Source organism: Pseudomonas fluorescens (assembly GCF_902497995.1).
GTDB lineage: Bacteria > Pseudomonadota > Gammaproteobacteria > Pseudomonadales > Pseudomonadaceae > Aquipseudomonas > Aquipseudomonas fluorescens_BK.
The window spans coordinates 49851-66188 of the sequence record NZ_CABVII010000018.1 but is presented as its reverse complement, the minus strand read 5'-3'; the positions used below and the strand labels follow the sequence as shown (position 1 = coordinate 66188).

The window sequence follows — 16338 nt, the reverse complement described above, 5'->3', positions numbered from 1 at the left end:
TCAGGCCGCTCACGCGATGACTGAATAGGCAAAATCTTCACAAACTTCGATCGGTCAGCCCTGCCCAGAACCCCTCGGAACCTGCGGCAATGGCCGCCTGCCCCAACACCTTGGCCCAATGCGCATCACTGCCGAATTCATCACGCCAGGACCAAAGGCGACGCGTGGCAAAATGCAGGGTGTGTTCATGGGTAAAACCGATAGCGCCGTGCACCTGATGCACCACCGACGCAGCCAGCGTCGCGGCCTCGCCGGTGCACACCTTGGCCACCGCGATGTCGAACGCCAGCGTGCTGTGGCTGCCCGCCGTTCCGAGGAACAGGTCGCTCGCGCTGCGCAAGGCAACTTGCACAGCCATTCGTGCAGCGCCCGTGGCACCGGCCATTTGTGCCAGGTATTGCTGCAATACCTGTTGCTTGCCGATCGGCTTGCCGAATTGCACGCGTTCATTGGCGTACAGCACCGCCTTGTCGACCGCGGCTTCAAGCGCGCCAACCAGCGTGCAAGCGCGTATCAAAGCACCGAGATGCCACACCGGCTCGTGCAGATCGGCCAGTTGCAGTTGACCGGTGGCCAGACTGCTGGCGTTGGCGAAAACCAGCGTATCGCGCTCTTCATCGGCAATATTGCTACCGGCTGCCAAGGTGATGGCCGCCTGGCGCAGGTCGACCAGCGCCAGACGCTGGTCATCGGCAACGACGGCCCAGCGACAACTGCGCGCCCACGGCACATTGACGGCTCGGCCGTTCAGATGCGTCCCCTCTTTTTCCAGTTGCAGATCGCCCAGGCGGCCGGCCTGAATCAGGGTGATCGGCCCTTCCGGCACTTCCATCCCGGCGTGGGCCAACAGTGCTGCACCGAGCATGGTTTCCGCCAACGGCAGAGGCGCCTGCCAATAGCCGATGGCGTGCAGCACCGGACTGGCTTCGAGCCAGCTGGCACCGCTGCCGCCAGCGGCTTCCGCGACCAGCGCGCCGGGCAGGCCATTGTCGACGACCATCTGCCACAGCGACTCGGCCCGGTGGCCGTCATCGAAGCGTTCGAGCAATTCACGCGTGACCTGCCTGGCGAACAGGCGCTCGACACTGTCGGCGATCATGGATTGCATTTCTGAAGGGATGCCGTCGTCCGCACCCTGGTGATTGATCGTTGTATTCATCGCAGTCCAAGGCCTCCGGCAATAATGCCGCGCAGAATTTCACGAGTGCCGCCCCGCAGCGAGAAGGACGGCGCGCTCTGAGTCAGGAAGCGCATCACCTGGTCGAGGTCGGAACCGGGCTCACGCTGATCACCGAACAGATCGTGAGCGACTTCCGGAATGGCCTGTTCGAGCAAGGCGCCCTGGTCCTTGACCACCGTCGCCGGGATGGCTGGATTTTCTCCACGGGCGAGCATGCCGGCGACGCCCAGCGACATCTGCCGCAGCGCGGCATAGCGTGCCGCCAGACGGCCGAGGCTGACCGCATGTCGAGTGTCTTGCGGGTCGGCCTCGTCAAGCATCGCCAGATACAGCTGGGTGCTGCTCAGGTAGCGCTCCGGACCACTGCGCTCCAACGCCAGTTCCGCGGTGACCTGCAGCCAGCCATTGCCCACCTCGCCGATGACGAAATCATCGGGAACGAAGACGTTTTCCAGGAACACTTCATTGAAATCATGCTCGCCGAGCATGTTGTAGATCGGGCGCACGGTCACGCCGGGGGCCTTGAGGTCGATCAGCAGTTGCGACAAGCCTGCGCGGCGATTGCCCTCCTCCTTCGGCCCGGTACGCAGCAGCGTGATCATGTAGTGGGCCAGATGGGCGCCCGAAGTCCAGACCTTGCTGCCGTTGACGATCCAGCCGCCGTCGGTTTTTTCCGCACGGGTGCGCACGGCCGCCAGGTCGGAGCCGACGTCGGGCTCACTCATGCCGATCGCCAGAAGCGTTTCGCCGCGGGCAATGCCCGGGACAATCTGCGGGGCCAAAACCTCCGGAGAGAATTTGATCAACAACGGGCCGCTCTGGCGTTCGGCCACCCAGTGCGCCCCCACCGGCGCGCCTGCCGCGAGCAGTTCCTCCAACACCACGTAGCGCTCCAGCGCACTACGCTCGTGACCGCCGTAGCGCTTGGGCCAGGTCATGCCCAGCCAGCCGCGCTCGCCCAGCTTGCGGGTGAATTCCGGTACTAGGCCGACGAGCCCTTTGGCGCGATCGGCCGGCGAATAGTGCTTGAGCTCTTCGGCGAGAAAAGTACGGACCTCTGCACGCAGCGCTTGCGTCTTGGCGTCCAGCCTACAAGGCCTGATATCGAGTGCCTGCATGGTTTCTGCTCATTGGATTTTTTAGGGATAGTCGATCAATACACTTGTTGGTCGACCAGCAAGCAACTAAGCTATCAGCATTCTCGCAACGGGATCAAGCACCATCGATCCCGTGGATTTCTTCAGTTTTACGGAGCATCTGATGACTACTTTCACCCCCTTCACTCCCGGCCGCGGCTTGACCCTTGATCTGCAAGGGCACGTGGCCACGCTAGAGTTCAGCCGTCCGCCACTGAACTTCTTCGATCAGGAATTGATCATGGATCTGGTGGCGGCACTGGCCTATCTGGACCAGTTGCCGGCGTGCCGCGTCGTTATCCTGCAGGCCGAAGGCAAGACCTTCTGTGCCGGCGCCGACTTCAGTGGATTGGGGCAGAACGGCGAAAAAATTCTCCCGCGCAAGTTGTATAAACACGCCGTGCGCCTGTTCCGCACGGCCAAGCCACTGATCGTCGTGGTAGAAGGTGCCGCCATTGGTGGAGGCCTGGGCCTGGCACTGGTGGGCGACTACCGCGTCACCAGCGAGAAGGCCCGTTTCTCTGCCAATTTCAATCGCCTGGGCATGCACCAGGGCTTCGGCATTTCTGTTACGCTGCCGCGCGTCGTCGGCCTCCAGATGGCTTCCCTGTTGATCGCCACCGGCCGTCGTATCGATGGTGCGCAAGCCGTGCGCATCGGTTTGGCGGATGTGCTGGCCGAGCCTGGCGAAGAGCGTCAGGCTGCCCGCGCCCTGGCTGAAGAAATCGCCAAGAGCGCCCCTCTTGCCGTCATGTCGAGCCGCCAGACGCTACGAGCCGGCCTCGCCGATGCAGTGGATGCGATCATCGACCGCGAGGCCTCGGAACAAGAGTGGCAGGTCCTCACCAACGACTTTGCCGAGGGCAACAAGGCGATGCGCGAGCGTCGCGATCCTGAATTCACCGGTACCTGATAACTCGCCCATGGATACTCCCGACCAAAGCACATCCCACAGCACCCGCCGAACCCAGGTGGAGCGGCGCACCGAAGCCGAACAATGCATGCTGGAGGCCGCACGCCAGATCGTCGCGCGCAAGGGCTGGATTGGCCTCACCTTGGCCGAAGTGGGTCTGCAGGCCGGTTACAGTCGCGGCCTGGCAGCGCATCACTTCGGCACCAAAGCCGGCCTGCTACGTGCGTTGGCCGGGTTCGTCAATACCAGGTTCATGGGCGTCGTCGAGGACAAGGCGCCCCGACGCCAGCCCGGACTGGACACCTTGCTCGGCTACATCGATGCATACTTCCTGCGCGACGACGCCGAATGGACCAACGCCCGCGCTTTGCTCGCCTTGATGGCAGAGGGCGTGACGGTTGAATCGGAGTCCGCAGCGATACTGGCCGAGTACAACAATTCAGTGCGAATGACCCTCGCCAAACAAATCGAAATCGGCATCGGCAACGGCGAGATCCATACCGACAACGATCCACTGACAACCGCCACCGTGCTGATTGGCACGATGCGCGGCATGATGCTGCAGCTGCTGCTCGATCCATCGACGGCTGACCCGGCGCTGTTGCATAAACAACTGCTTCGACTCATCAAGACCCTGCTGACCTCGCCCTGCGACTGAACCACGAACCCTGTAGGAGCCAGGCTTGCCGGCGAACCAGGCGCCGCGGTGTGCCTGGTGCACCGCGTCATCGTCCTTCGCGGGCAAGCCTCGCTCCTAATTCAAAAAAACCGCTAAAAAACAGCGCACAGCGGTTCCCACCGATGAGCGCTACAGGTTCGGGGTTTAGCGCTTGATCATCGCGTCCACCATCTGCCGCACCTGCTCGGTGAACGGTGGCCGCGTGATGTCCGGACCGTCTGCGGCGCGCAGTACCGGCTTCGGATGGCTGAAGGTAACAAAGCCCTGGTGACCGAGATAACTGCCCATGCCGCTGTTGCCAACCCCGCCAAACGGCAGGCTGTCGACACTGGCATGGAGCGCGACGCTATTGATCGTCACCCCACCGGAAACGGTGCGTTCGAGGACAAATTTTTCCTCGGCCGCATCGCTGCCGAAGTAGTACAACCCCAGCGGACGCGGATGAGCGTTGATGTAGGCAACCACCTCGCGCATGTCCTTGTAAGGCTTGATCGGCAACAGTGGCCCGAAGATCTCGTCCTGCATGATCTTCAGCTCGTCACCCGGATCGCACAGCAAGGTCGGGATCATCTTGTGATGAGGCTGATCGGCGAAATCTTCTTGCGCCGGGTTCAGCTCGATCAACTCGACGCCAGCCGCACGGGCCTCTTCGAGGTAGCTTTGCAGGCGCTCGAAATGGCGGGTGTTGATCACCGAGGTGTAATCCGGATTGTCCTTGAGGCTCGGATAGAATTTGCCGACCGCCGCTTTGGCATGCTCGATGAATTCTTCCAACGACTCTTCAGGAACAAACACGTGATCCGGCGCAAGGCAGACCTGACCGGCATTCAACAGCTTGCCCGCCAGGATCTTGCCCGTTGCCGACTGCAGATCGGCAGAGCGCGACACGATGGCGGGTGACTTCCCCCCCAGTTCCAGGGTAACCGGCACCAGGTTCTCGGCGGCGGCGCGCATCACATGCTTGCCAACGCTGCTCGCTCCGGTGAACAGCAGATGGTCGAATGGCAGACTGCAAAACGCCTGGCCGACCTGCGCGTCACCCGTGACGATGGCTATCTCGTCCTCGGCGAAGGTGGCGCTGAACATCCGTTGCATCAGTTCGGCACACATGGGGGTCAATTCGGAGACTTTGACCATCGCCCGGTTACCGGCCGACAGCGCACTGGCCAGCCCCTGGATGACCATGCCCACCGGGAAATTCCAGGCCGTGACAATACCCACCACGCCCAGCGGCTGATACTGAATCCAGGCTTCGCCACGGTCGGCGGCACGCTGCTCGGGTTGCATCCACTCGGCAATCCTGGCCCTGGTTTTTTTCAACGACGAGAGCGGGCCCAACAGGTCGATGATGCGCGTCAGGTCGTGGCTGCGGTGACCGAAATCGGCCGCCGCCGCCTCAACGATTTCCTGCTTGTACTCGACCAGCATGCCGATCAGGCGATCGAACAGTTCGCAGCGTTGCTCGGCAGTCCAGATGTCATTCGACAGATAAGCCGTGCGCTGCCTGGCGAGGATTTCACGCATGCGCACCACTTCAGGTAATTCGATCTTGCTCATTGGAGGGTTTACCTTCTCATTGTGGGTTTTTGCGACCCTTCAGGTCGGCGCGGGACACTGGCCCCGCGCCGCTGCCGGTCAATCGACTTTTTTCATCCTGGTGGTATCCAGACGCACCAGGCCGAAAGCCATGCCGTACTGAATGGCACCGGATTCATTGACCTTGATCGCCGAGTACATGCCATTGAAACGCGGATCGCTGCCGGTATGGATCTTCAACACAGTGTCGCCGCTGTCGAGGTCCATGCCGATGTGGTAGCGGTCGTTCCAGTCGCGGGTGAAGTAACCGTCAATGATCGCCATCCGCCCGCCACCGCTGATCATCGGCACCGTGGAGATCGACGACACGTCATTGCGCATCCACAGCTGTTTCCACCCGTTGCTGTTCTGGTCCCACTTCAACATCGCGACACCTTTCGGCCCGGGACGGGTAGCACCGTTGAGCATGCTCACGTAGTAGTTGTCACGCGCCAGGTAAGGGGCATCTTTGCTGATGATGTTGTTGACCACGAAGGCGTAGTCGCCGTAGGTCGACACCGATTGCTCGGACTGCACGGTTTCCACATCGGCGCCCATGTCCACTTGCTGCTGGTCAGCGATGCGTGCCGACCGCGTGCCGGGCTTCTGCTTCCAGCCGGCCGGCAACTGGTCGCGCCAGAAGGCCACCAGGCGCATTTTCTGCGCGCCGTCGGTGATCACCACGAGCTTGTCTTCGTCCGGCCCGAAGCCCATCAACGTCGGGGTCGAGCCCGTACCGTCGGCGACTTTCAAGGCGGAGATGCGGATACCGCGGTCATAGGCCGCTTTCCAGGCGCCGCTGGCCTCGTCGCTGTGAATCTTGCCCTTGGCATCGACCACCAGGCGGTACATGTTCTGGTTCGAGGCCACATAGACCGCCCCGCCACCGGCCTCATCGCCATTGGCAAAACCGTTGAGGAACAATTCGTCCGCGCCATCGACGGCATAGGTGTCGACGATTTCGAGGGTTTTCGGGTCGAGGGTGATGACCTTGCCGCCGACGGTGTTGAGTACCAGATAGCCGTTGAAGGTCATGCCCATGCCGAAGTTGAAATCGACCGGGAAATCAGTGCCACGCTTGACCTTCTCGTTGTCGTACAGCGTCTCCGACAGCACACGCACCAGCGGTGTCCCCATGCCGGAGTCAGGCTTTTTCGGATCGAGCTGGTCGACACGGAAAATCTGCCGTCCACCGGCACCGATGAAGGCGTCCTCACGGGTCAACATCGAATAGAGGGCGCCGCCACGCAACTGATCGTTGATGCTGCCGATCATCCGGTTCGGCTGCCCGCGCATGTAGTCGAGCAAGCCCTGCTCGTCCTTGTTGTCGAGCAACCGTTTGACATCCTGGGTCTGCCTCAGGCGTTGCTCGTCGCTGACCTTGTCAAAATCGGGCAACTTCAGCGGCATTTCGGTGCGTGCCACTTCAACCAGCTTGCCGTCGACTTTGTTGTACTTGCGCAAGCCAAGGCCGGACCACCACCACGTGACCATGGTGTCACCCACTTTGTCGACGAAATGCGGCATGCCGCCCGCATCGCTGGGCAGGTAAGTCACCGACTCCGGTGTCAACTCGTAGGACCCACGCGGCACCGCAATCTCGGTGCTATCGGTCTGCGCGCTGTTCCAGTGTGCCTGGTTGCTGAAGGTCTGAGCCAGATAGGGATTCATGGGCGGTGGCGCAGATTGGGCAGCCGCCATGGCGGACAAGCCTGCCAACGCCAGGCCCGCGCCCAGCTGTGCGAAGCGAAGCTTTGTGATTGTTATGCTTCTCATTGTGCAACTCCTTGAAGGAATGAACTCGGTGCCAAGGTGCTAACCGCGCTGGAGCAACACCTGCGACGCAGAGCCTACGAAGCCCCCGTCACTCACTCCCCCCCCCACGATGAGTAGGGCACCGCCGATGGCCTGCCGGTAAAGCGTCACCGCGAACTCCCGGCACTTTCATCCCCCCCCACCGCGGGGAGGGATACAGCGACAGCCACCCCGGCAGCATTCCTCCAGTCCCTCGGACACATGGCTCACCCCCCAGGAGTCGCCTGCCGATCCTTTTACAGACACTGGAGTCCGTAATGCACATTCAACGATCCATCTTTCGCGAAGACCATGAAATGTTCCGCGAAACCGCCCGCCGCTTCTTCGAGCGCGAATGCGTGCCCCGTCAGGCCGAATGGGACGAGGCCGGCAAGGTTGACCGCCAGACCTGGCTCAAGGCCGGTCGCGAAGGTTTGTTGTGCACCATGGTGCCTGCGGTGTATGGCGGTGGCGGCGGCGACTTCGGCCACGCGACGGTCATCAACGAGGAAATGCACCGCGCCGGCGTTTCCGGCGTCAGTTTCGGCCTGCACTCGGACATCATTGCGATGTACATCGTGCGCTTCGGTACCGAGGAGCAAAAACATCGCTGGCTGCCGAGCATCTGCAGTGGCGAAACCATCCTCGCCCTCGGCATGACCGAACCGGGCAGCGGCAGTGACCTGAAGGCTGCGCGCACCACCGCGATCCGCGACGGCGACGAATACGTCATCAACGGCAGCAAGACCTTTATCAGCAACGGCATCAATTGCGACATGGTCCTGCTGGCCTGCAGAACCGATCCGACGGCGGGCTCCAAAGGCATCAGCCTGATCATGGTGGAAACCAGCCGCGAAGGCTTCCGCCGTGGCCGCAAGCTGGACAAGGTCGGCCAGCGTGCTTCCGACACCGCCGAGATGTTTTTCGACGATGTGCGCGTCCCCGTCGGCAACCTGTTGGGCGAAGAAGGCAAAGGTTTCGCCTACATGATGCAGGAACTGCCACAGGAGCGACTGGGCATCGCCATCTACGCCGCGATTCGCCTGGAGCGCCTGCTGGAGCAGACACTCGAGTACGTCAAGGACCGCAAGGCCTTCGGCCAGTCTGTGTGGGATTTCCAGAACACCAAATTCAAGCTGGCCGATGCCAAGGCTGCCTCGGTCGCGGTGCGCACCATGGTCGATTACTACATTAGCGAACACATGCGTCGCAAGCTGACGGTGGAAGAAGCCGCCATCGCCAAGCTGTTCGCCACCGAGACCCTGTGGAAACACCTGGACGACATGGTCCAGTTGCACGGTGGTTACGGCTACATGCTGGAGTACCCGGTGGCCCGCGCCTTTGTCGACCTGCGCGTTTCCCGCGTGTTCGGCGGCACCAACGAAGTCCAGCGCGAACTGATCGCCCGCAAACTTTAACCCCCCTTCTCTTCTATCGAGAGCAAAGACATGAGCGACAAAGTTATCGTTGCCGGCGTCGGCATGATTCCGTTCAGCAAGCCGGGCGCCAGCCCGACCTACACCGAAATGGGTGCAGAGGCCTTGCGCCTTGCGCTGAAGGACGCCGGGATTGGCTACGACAAAATCCAGATGGCCTTCACCGGCTACGTATTCGGCGACTCCACCAGTGGCCAGACCGCCCTGTACGAGGTCGGCCTGACCGGTATTCCGGTGGTCAACGTCAACAACAACTGCTCCACCGGTTCTACTGCGCTGTATCTGGCCCGTGCCGCCGTGGCCAGCGGCCAGGTCGAGTGCGCCCTGGCGCTGGGCTTCGAGCAGATGCAGGCCGGCGCGTTGAGATCGCATTGGGATGACCGTCCCCGCCCCCGCGCACGCTTCCTGCACGTACTCGAATCGCTCACTGCCGATGCCGCGGACATCCCTCAGGCCTTGCGGGGTTTCGGCGGCGCCGGTCGCGAGCACATGCAACGCTACGGCACCTCGATGGAGGCCTTCGCCGCGATCCGCGCCAAGGCCAGCCGCCACGCCGCCAACAACCCGCTGGCGCTGTTCAAGAACGTGGTGACCACCGAAGAAGTGATGAACGACAAAGTCATTTGGCCCGGCGTCATGACCCGCCTGATGGCGTGCCCGCCGACCTGTGGTGGCGCGGCTGCGATTGTCTGCAGCGAAGCCTTTGCCAAAAAGCACGGCCTGCGTACCGACGTGGCGATCCTCGCCCAGTCGATGACCACCGACGTGGTCGAGTCCTTCGATCCGCCTTCGATGATCAGCTTCGCCGGTTTTCACATGGCCCAGGCTGCCGCCAACCAGGTCTACGAACAAGCCGGCATCGGCCCCGAGGATATCCGCGTGGTCGAGCTGCACGACTGCTTCGCCCACAACGAACTGCTGACCTATGAAGCCTTGGGTTTATGCCCGATCGGCGAGGCCGAACGCTTCATCCTCGATGGCGACAACACCTACGGCGGCCAGGTCGTGACCAACCCGTCCGGCGGTCTGCTCTCCAAGGGCCACCCGCTGGGCGCGACCGGCCTTGCCCAATGCTATGAGCTGACCCATCAGCTGCGCGGCACCGCCAACAAGCGCCAGGTGGACGGCGTGCAGATTGCCCTGCAACACAACCTGGGCCTGGGTGGCGCCTGCGTCGTCACGCTGTTTGGCAAGAACTGATTGCCCCGCAGACACGCGTTCTCGACATAGGAGCCAAGTGAAAAATGGCAGACAGAAATCTGATCGGACACAAAACCGGCGTGTTCAGCATCGACGTTGAAAAGGGTCGCCTGCGCTTTTTTGCCAAGGCCATCGGCGAAACCGACCCGGTCTACACCGATGAAGCCGTGGCGAAGGCCGCCGGCCACAAATCCTTGCCGGTCCCTCCAACCTTCCTCAAGTGCCTGGAAAGCGAAGGCCGTGACGTGGTGGAACTGCTCAACCTGGTCGGCTTCGACCTGGGCCGGGTCCTTCACGCCGAGCAGTCCTTCGTCTACCACAAGATGGCTTTTGCCGGCGATGTGCTGACGTTCGACGGCTTCATCTCTGACATCTACGAAAAGAAAGGTGGCGCCCTGCAGTTCGTGGTCATGGAGGCCCGGGTGACTAACCAGTTTGGCGAGCACATCGCCGATATCCGCTCCTCTCTTGTGCAGCGCTAAGGAGTCGTCATGACCGTTCAATATTCCGATGTCCAGATCGGCGACGAGATCCCGCTGCTCAAACTGCAGCCGGTCAATCGCACCACCCTTGCCCTTTACTGCGGCGCGTCGGGTGACCACAACCCGATCCACGTCGACCTCGACTTCGCCCGCAAGTCGCGCATGCCCGATGTGTTCGCCCACGGCATGTTGTCCGCGGCCTACCTCGGTCGCCTGCTGACCGCCTGGGTGCCGCAGAGCCAGGTGCGCAGCCTGTCGGTGCGCTTTACCGGAATCACACAGCTCGGCCACTTGCCCACCTGCACCGGCAAGGTCATCGAGAAGTTCATCGAGGCCGGCGAGCAGCGCGTGCGCCTGGCGCTTCGCTGCGCCAACCAGTACGGCGAAGAGAAGCTGGCCGGCGAAGCCGTTGTCGCCCTCGCCTGAATTTTTCAACCCACACACTTTAAGGAACACCTCAATGAACATCCCAATGAAAAAGCTTGAAGGCAAAGTCGCCCTGGTCACCGGTTCCGGTCGTGGTATCGGCCGTAGCGTCGCACTGCAACTGGCGGCCTACGGCGCCAAAGTCGTGGTCAACGATCTGGACTCGGCGCCGGCCGAAGAAGTCGTGGCCGAAATTCGCCAGGCTGGTGGCGAAGCCGTCGCCTGTGTCGGTAGCGTGACCGCCGCCGATTTCGCTGAGCGTTTCGTTCAGACCGCTGTCCAGAGCTACGGTGGCATCGACATCATCATCAACAACGCCGGTTACACCTGGGACAACGTCATCCAGAAAATGACCGACGAACAGTGGTACGCAATCATTGATTGCCACCTGACCGCACCGTTCCGCATCCTGCGTGCGGCCCAGCCGATCATCAGCGCCCAGGCCAAGAAAGACGCCGCCGAAGGCCGCGAGGTGTTGCGCAAGATCGTCAACATCTCCTCGGTGGCTGCTGGCGGCAACGCCGGTCAATCCAACTACTCCGCCGCCAAGGCCGGCATCATCGGCATGACCAAGACCCTGGCCAAGGAGTGGGGCCGCCTGAAGGTCAATGTCAACGCCGTGGCCTTCGGTTTCATCGATACCCGACTGACCCAGGCGCTGGCTGGAGACGAGAGCAAGACCATCAACATTGAAGGTAGAGAAATCAAGGTCGGCGTTCAGCAAGAACGCATCGATACCGCCAGCTCTGCCATTCCCCTTGGACGCCCTGGCACGGCCGAAGAAGCGGCCGGCTCGGTGGTGATGCTGTGCCTGCCGGAAGCCAACTACGTCACAGGGCAAGCCCTGGTCTGCGGCGGCGGCTACGGCACCCTCTAAGCAGCCGTTCGTCTCCCCGGGCACGCTTTCCTCCCAGGGTTGGAAGAATGCCCGGACAATGGGATCACGGCCTGACACCTCGCAAGTGGACTCCCTACAAAAACAATATTGGAGGTTTCTATGTACATGACCCAAGGGCTGCAGCGTCATCGGCAGCAGCGCCCCAATGCCACGGCAATCCGTTATCAGGGCCGCAGTGTGACCTTCGCTCAGTTGGGTGATCGCGTCGCCCGGCTGGCTGGCGCGCTCAAACGCCTGGGCGTGGCCAGTGGCGAGCGGGTGGCGATGCTCTCGCTCAACTCCCAACGCTACATCGAGTATTACCAGGCCGTGCCGTGGGCCGATGCGGTGCTCAATCCGGTGAATATCCGCTGGAGCGCGGCAGAGATCGTCTATTCCCTGGATGACTCGCAAACCAGCGTGCTGATCGTCGATGACGCCTTTCATAAGTTAGGCAGCCAGGTGTCCGCCGAGGCAGAGAGCATTCGGCTGATGATCTATGCCGGCGACGGCGAAACGCCCGAGGGCATGCTCAACTACGAAACCCTGATCGCCGAGAATGAGCCGGTGGAAGACGCGCATCGCTGCGGCGACGCCCTGCTGGGAATTTTCTATACCGGCGGCACCACCGGCTCCCCCAAAGGGGTCATGCTCAGCCACAACAACATCGGTATCTCCGCCCTAGCCACCCAGGACCGGGTACGCTATGGCACGCACACGCGTTATCTGCATACCATGCCGATGTTCCATCTGGCCGACCTGTCCGCGATTGTCGTGCTGTTCAACAGCGGTGGTGTGCATATCGTGCTGCCGGCCTTCAAGCCGCAGGAGGTGCTTGAGCAGCTTAGTCAGGAGCAAGCCACCGACGCCTTCCTGGCGCCGACCATGCTCCAGATGGTGCTCGACTGGCGTCAGGCGAACCCGGCCAGCACGGCACTGGACCTGAGCTCGCTTCGGGATATCACTTACGGCGCCTCGCCCATCACGCCCGCCCTGCTCAACCGCGCCCGTCAGACCTTCCCGTCGGCCCGGTTCTCCCAGGGCTATGGCATGACCGAAATGTCACCCGGTATCACCATGCTTGGCGCCGAATACCACTGCGAAGAGCATCAGCGCAGCGGCAAGATGTATTCGGCCGGGCAACCAATTAACTGCGTGGAAATTCGCATCGTCGATACCGAGGACCGCGAAGTGCCACGTGGCACAGTCGGAGAGATTATCGTGCGCGGAGCGAACGTCATGCTCGGCTACTGGAACAAACCGGAGGCCACCGCCGAGGCACTACGCGGCGGCTGGATGCATACAGGCGACGGCGGCTACATGGACGCCGATGGCTTCATCTACATTTGCGATCGCCTCAAGGACATGATCGTCAGCGGCGGCGAGAACATCTTCACCGCCGAAGTCGAGAACGCCATCGTCTGCCATCCGGTCGTTGCCCAGGCTGCGGTGATCGGCATTCCCAGCGAGAAATGGGGAGAAACGGTGCACGCCGTGATCGTCCTCAAGCCTGGCTCCAGCGTGACCGAAGACGAAGTGGTCGCCCATTGCCGTGAGCTGATTGCCGGCTACAAGGTGCCCCGCAGCATCGAATTTCGCACGTCGCTGCCAATGTCCAGCGTCGGCAAGGTGCTGAAAAACGAACTGCGCAAACCGTTCTGGGAAAACCGCCTGAGCAACGTCAACTGAAGTTCGATGCCAGGCAATTAACCTGTGGGAGCGAGCTTGCTCGCGATGGCGGCAGGTCATTCAATACTGACGTTGAATGTAATGCCGCTATCGCGAGCCAGCTCGCTCCCACAGGGATAGCGTTGTATAAGCTAGTCGATATTCAGGTCGCGCCATTTGGCAATCGCTTCTACCCTGCCGGCGACATTGAGCTTGGCGAACAAATTCTTGATGTGCCATTTCACCGTTTCCGGTGACACGCCGAGGGTGCGGGCAATCTTCTTGTTGGTCATGGCTTGAGCCATCAACTGCAGCACCTCGGTCTCTCGCTCGCTCAAGCTGGCAATCGGCGAAGCCACCTTGCGCTCGGCGTTCTCTGTCGGCCTGGCGGCGGCGATCAGTCGCTGCGCGTAGAAGGCGAGCACCGGGTCGAGCGCGCTGGCTTGCAGCAGGTCGTTAAGCATTCGAGGCAGTTGCGGCGCAACGTCGAGCAGGCTGCGTACCAGGCCAAGCCTGTGTCCCTCGCGCAGGACCTCCATCAGTTGCTCGAGCGCTTGCTCGTCGTGCCCTCGACCTTTCTCGGCCATAGACAGTTGCAGTCGCACTATGGCGACCAACTGCCAGTGCCTGGCCGATTCGCAGAGGGTGATCAACGGTGCGATTTGCTGGATGGCCTGGCCGAATTCACGCTGATACAGACTCATCTCGACCGCGGCCCGCATGGCCAGCAAATGGATGATCAACGGGGTGCCGCGAAGGATGCCGGCGTTGGTATCGGCGAGCGCCTGAAGCTCTGTCAGAAGGACCTCGGCCTGTGAGGTCTGGTATTTTTCCAGGTGCCAACGCATGCGTACATACAGCGCCCAGGCGAGCAGTCGACCCAGGTCGTAGCGCTGAGCATATTGTTTCAGGCGATCCAGATAGACCAGCGCCTGGGTTTGCTCGCCCTTGAGCCAGTAAGCCCGGCTCAGCGCCAGCAGACTGTGCAGAACGATGTTGGGCAGGGAAATCCGTTCAAGGATGTCCAGGCGCGGTTCCAGCAACTGGCAGACATCGGCCAGGTTGTTCTGCTCGTACAACAGGCTGGCCAGAAACGCGGCTGCGGCATGGCCGGCAACCGCAGCACTGTTGCCGTGCGGCTTTGCCTCTTCCAGGGTATTGCGCAAGATATTTTCCGCTTCGCTGATACGTCCCTCGTGGACGAGGCTCACACCATGGATACAACGGCCAATCAGGGTCCGGCGCGGCGATGTATTCGGGCGGTCGCTGTGCTGGATGATCTCGCGCACGCGTGTGTGATCGCCGCTGAACAAATACAGCCAGGCAAGAATGGAGGCACGACCGGTCAGAATCAGATCGTCGGCATCGTCAGGTATCGCTTCCAGTTCCGGAGCGAGGGACCACGCCGCCTCCGTCAGGTCGCGTTGCATGGCCAGGGTGCCACGGGTGACCAGCAATCCCTGACGTTGCTGGGTATTGAGCCGGTGCTGTTGCGCCTCCAGATGGTCGAGTATCTGTTGCCCTTCGGCGAAGTTATGCGCATGGAGCTGCAACTGCGCCATCACCAATTGCAGGCTGTAACGCTCACGCATCTGCTCCTGGGGCAGCTTGCGCAGCAAATTGGGCAGTTGGCTCAGGGAGCCACGTGCCATCAATTCGTGCGCACAGGCTTCGACCATCTCGGCGGCGATCTGAAAGTCACCGGCCAGCACGGCGTGGCGAACCGCCTCGTCGATATGGCCTTGTTCAAACAGCCAGTCCCGAGCCAGCCCATGGAGTTTTTTCTGCTCTTCTTCGGGCTGACGACTCAGGTGGTCACGCAGTACCTCGCGCAATAACGGATGCAGGCGGTACCAGGTTTCTCTGTCATGGCTCTTTATCTGGGTGATGAACAGGTTATCGCTGTCCAGGCGGGTCAACTGACTCATCATCCCGGCAATGGCATGCGGCTTGCCGACAAGCCTGGCACACAGCGGGGCCGTGAAACGGTTGCAGATCGAGGAGTGAGTCAGCAACTGGCGATCCGCGAGTGGCAAATGAACCAGCACTTCCTGTTCAAAGTATTGCGCGAAAGCACTGGCGCCACGCACCTGCATGCGACTGAAGCCGCTGCCGTGCCTGGATTTCAAGTCAATCGCGAACAGTTGCAGGCCAGCCACCCAGCCGTCGGTCAAGTCGTGCAAGACCTCGGCATCGTGGTGGCTGATTTCACCGAACTGGCGCAGGTAGCGTTCGGACTCTTCGACGGTAAAACGCAGGTCCCGCAAGTCATACTCGGTCAGCTGGTCTTGAGTGCGCAGTCGGGCCAGCGGAAGCGTGGCAGGTAAAGTGCTGCGCGTGCCGAGCACCAGGTGCAGGTTCGGCGGTGCATAGTCGAGCAGCCAGCCCAGCAGCTTGAAGATGTCGGGGTCGTTGAGGTGATGCACGTCATCGATCATCAACACCAGATCGTTGGCGTGCCCGGCAATTGCCTGGAGCAGGACGATAATCCAGTGTTCGAGCGCCAACTCGCCGCCACCTTCGCCGAACAGCAGGGTCGCTTCCCGGGCCAGTGCGGCGTCGACTTCGGCAACGCTGGCCAGCAGGCAACTGGTCAGCCGTGCCGGTTCGTTGTCCTCGCCTGTCAGCGACAACCATGCGACATCGAAATCAATTGCTATCAGTTCGCGGCGCCAGGAAAGCAAGGTGCTGGTCTTGCCACTCCCCGCCGGGCCCTGAATGGCCACGCAGCGTTGCCGGCGCGCCTCCATCAGGCGGCTCATCAGTGCCGCGCGGGGCATCAGCTGGCGCGCGCCGCGAGGGGGGATGACCTTGGTGTCAGGGATGAGCTGAAGCACCCGGTCGGCAGGCAGATGGAGCTTGGAGCCTAAGGGTGGATTGGGCATCGACTGGATTCCGCAGACAATCTTGTTCAAGTGCAAGTCTAATACAGGGTGAACGCCAGGTTTATTCACGACGGCAATGCGCGCGCC

13 protein-coding genes are annotated in these 16338 nt (G+C 61.6%); 8 read left to right on the top strand and 5 right to left on the bottom strand.

The window, feature by feature from the left end; all coding sequences use genetic code 11:
- Window positions 1-37: 37 nt before the first annotated feature.
- Together F8N80_RS20620 and F8N80_RS20615 are read right to left on the bottom strand one after the other, a co-directional pair.
- Window positions 38-1159 carry an acyl-CoA dehydrogenase family protein gene (locus F8N80_RS20620; RefSeq protein WP_150784586.1) on the bottom strand — a complete coding sequence of 374 codons (1122 nt, stop codon included), beginning with the start codon at window positions 1157-1159 and terminating at the stop codon, window positions 38-40.
- Window positions 1156-2298, bottom strand: coding sequence for an acyl-CoA dehydrogenase family protein (locus F8N80_RS20615; protein WP_150744710.1), 1143 nt, complete (start codon window positions 2296-2298; stop codon window positions 1156-1158). The genes F8N80_RS20620 and F8N80_RS20615 overlap by 4 nt, the downstream gene beginning before the upstream one ends.
- A 142-nt stretch (window positions 2299-2440) precedes the next feature.
- Here F8N80_RS20615 and F8N80_RS20610 point away from each other — a divergent pair, with 142 nt between their 5' ends.
- Window positions 2441-3229: an enoyl-CoA hydratase/isomerase family protein gene (locus F8N80_RS20610; protein WP_150744711.1), complete on the top strand. Its 789-nt coding sequence runs from the start codon at window positions 2441-2443 to the stop codon at window positions 3227-3229.
- A gap of 10 nt (window positions 3230-3239) precedes the next feature.
- Complete coding sequence (locus F8N80_RS20605) at window positions 3240-3887, top strand: TetR/AcrR family transcriptional regulator (RefSeq protein ID WP_150744712.1); 648 nt, start codon at window positions 3240-3242, stop codon at window positions 3885-3887.
- 165 nt (window positions 3888-4052) lie between these two features.
- Here F8N80_RS20605 and F8N80_RS20595 read toward each other — a convergent pair whose 3' ends face one another.
- On the bottom strand, window positions 4053-5465 hold the full coding sequence (locus F8N80_RS20595) for a coniferyl aldehyde dehydrogenase (RefSeq protein WP_150744713.1): 1413 nt from the start codon (window positions 5463-5465) through the stop codon (window positions 4053-4055).
- 78 nt (window positions 5466-5543) lie between these two features.
- Window positions 5544-7259, bottom strand: coding sequence for a hypothetical protein (locus F8N80_RS20590; protein WP_224790726.1), 1716 nt, complete (start codon window positions 7257-7259; stop codon window positions 5544-5546).
- A gap of 296 nt (window positions 7260-7555) precedes the next feature.
- On the opposite strand from F8N80_RS20590, the gene F8N80_RS20585 reads away from it, so the two are divergent.
- The 6 genes from F8N80_RS20585 to F8N80_RS20560 all read left to right on the top strand — a co-directional run bounded on the left by F8N80_RS20585 (window position 7556) and on the right by F8N80_RS20560 (window position 13387).
- On the top strand, window positions 7556-8695 hold the full coding sequence (locus F8N80_RS20585) for an acyl-CoA dehydrogenase family protein (RefSeq protein WP_150744714.1): 1140 nt from the start codon (window positions 7556-7558) through the stop codon (window positions 8693-8695).
- Window positions 8696-8725: 30 nt separating this feature from the next.
- A complete protein-coding gene (locus tag F8N80_RS20580) occupies window positions 8726-9913 on the top strand; it encodes a lipid-transfer protein (RefSeq protein WP_150744715.1) in 1188 nt (395 codons plus the stop codon).
- A gap of 44 nt (window positions 9914-9957) precedes the next feature.
- Complete coding sequence (locus tag F8N80_RS20575) at window positions 9958-10395, top strand: MaoC family dehydratase N-terminal domain-containing protein (protein WP_150784585.1); 438 nt, start codon at window positions 9958-9960, stop codon at window positions 10393-10395.
- A 9-nt stretch (window positions 10396-10404) separates the two neighbouring features.
- The gene (locus tag F8N80_RS20570; protein ID WP_150744717.1) at window positions 10405-10821 is read left to right on the top strand and encodes a MaoC family dehydratase; all 417 of its coding nucleotides are present in this window, start codon (window positions 10405-10407) and stop codon (window positions 10819-10821) included.
- Window positions 10822-10867: 46 nt separating this feature from the next.
- On the top strand, window positions 10868-11698 hold the full coding sequence (locus F8N80_RS20565; protein WP_077182799.1) for an SDR family NAD(P)-dependent oxidoreductase: 831 nt from the start codon (window positions 10868-10870) through the stop codon (window positions 11696-11698).
- Between the two features lie 120 nt (window positions 11699-11818).
- Window positions 11819-13387, top strand: coding sequence for a long-chain-fatty-acid--CoA ligase (locus tag F8N80_RS20560; protein ID WP_150744718.1), 1569 nt, complete (start codon window positions 11819-11821; stop codon window positions 13385-13387).
- Between the two features lie 131 nt (window positions 13388-13518).
- Here F8N80_RS20560 and F8N80_RS20555 read toward each other — a convergent pair whose 3' ends face one another.
- Window positions 13519-16251, bottom strand: a complete 2733-nt coding sequence (locus tag F8N80_RS20555) for a LuxR C-terminal-related transcriptional regulator (RefSeq protein ID WP_150784584.1) — start codon at window positions 16249-16251, stop codon at window positions 13519-13521.
- Window positions 16252-16338: the final 87 nt, after the last annotated feature.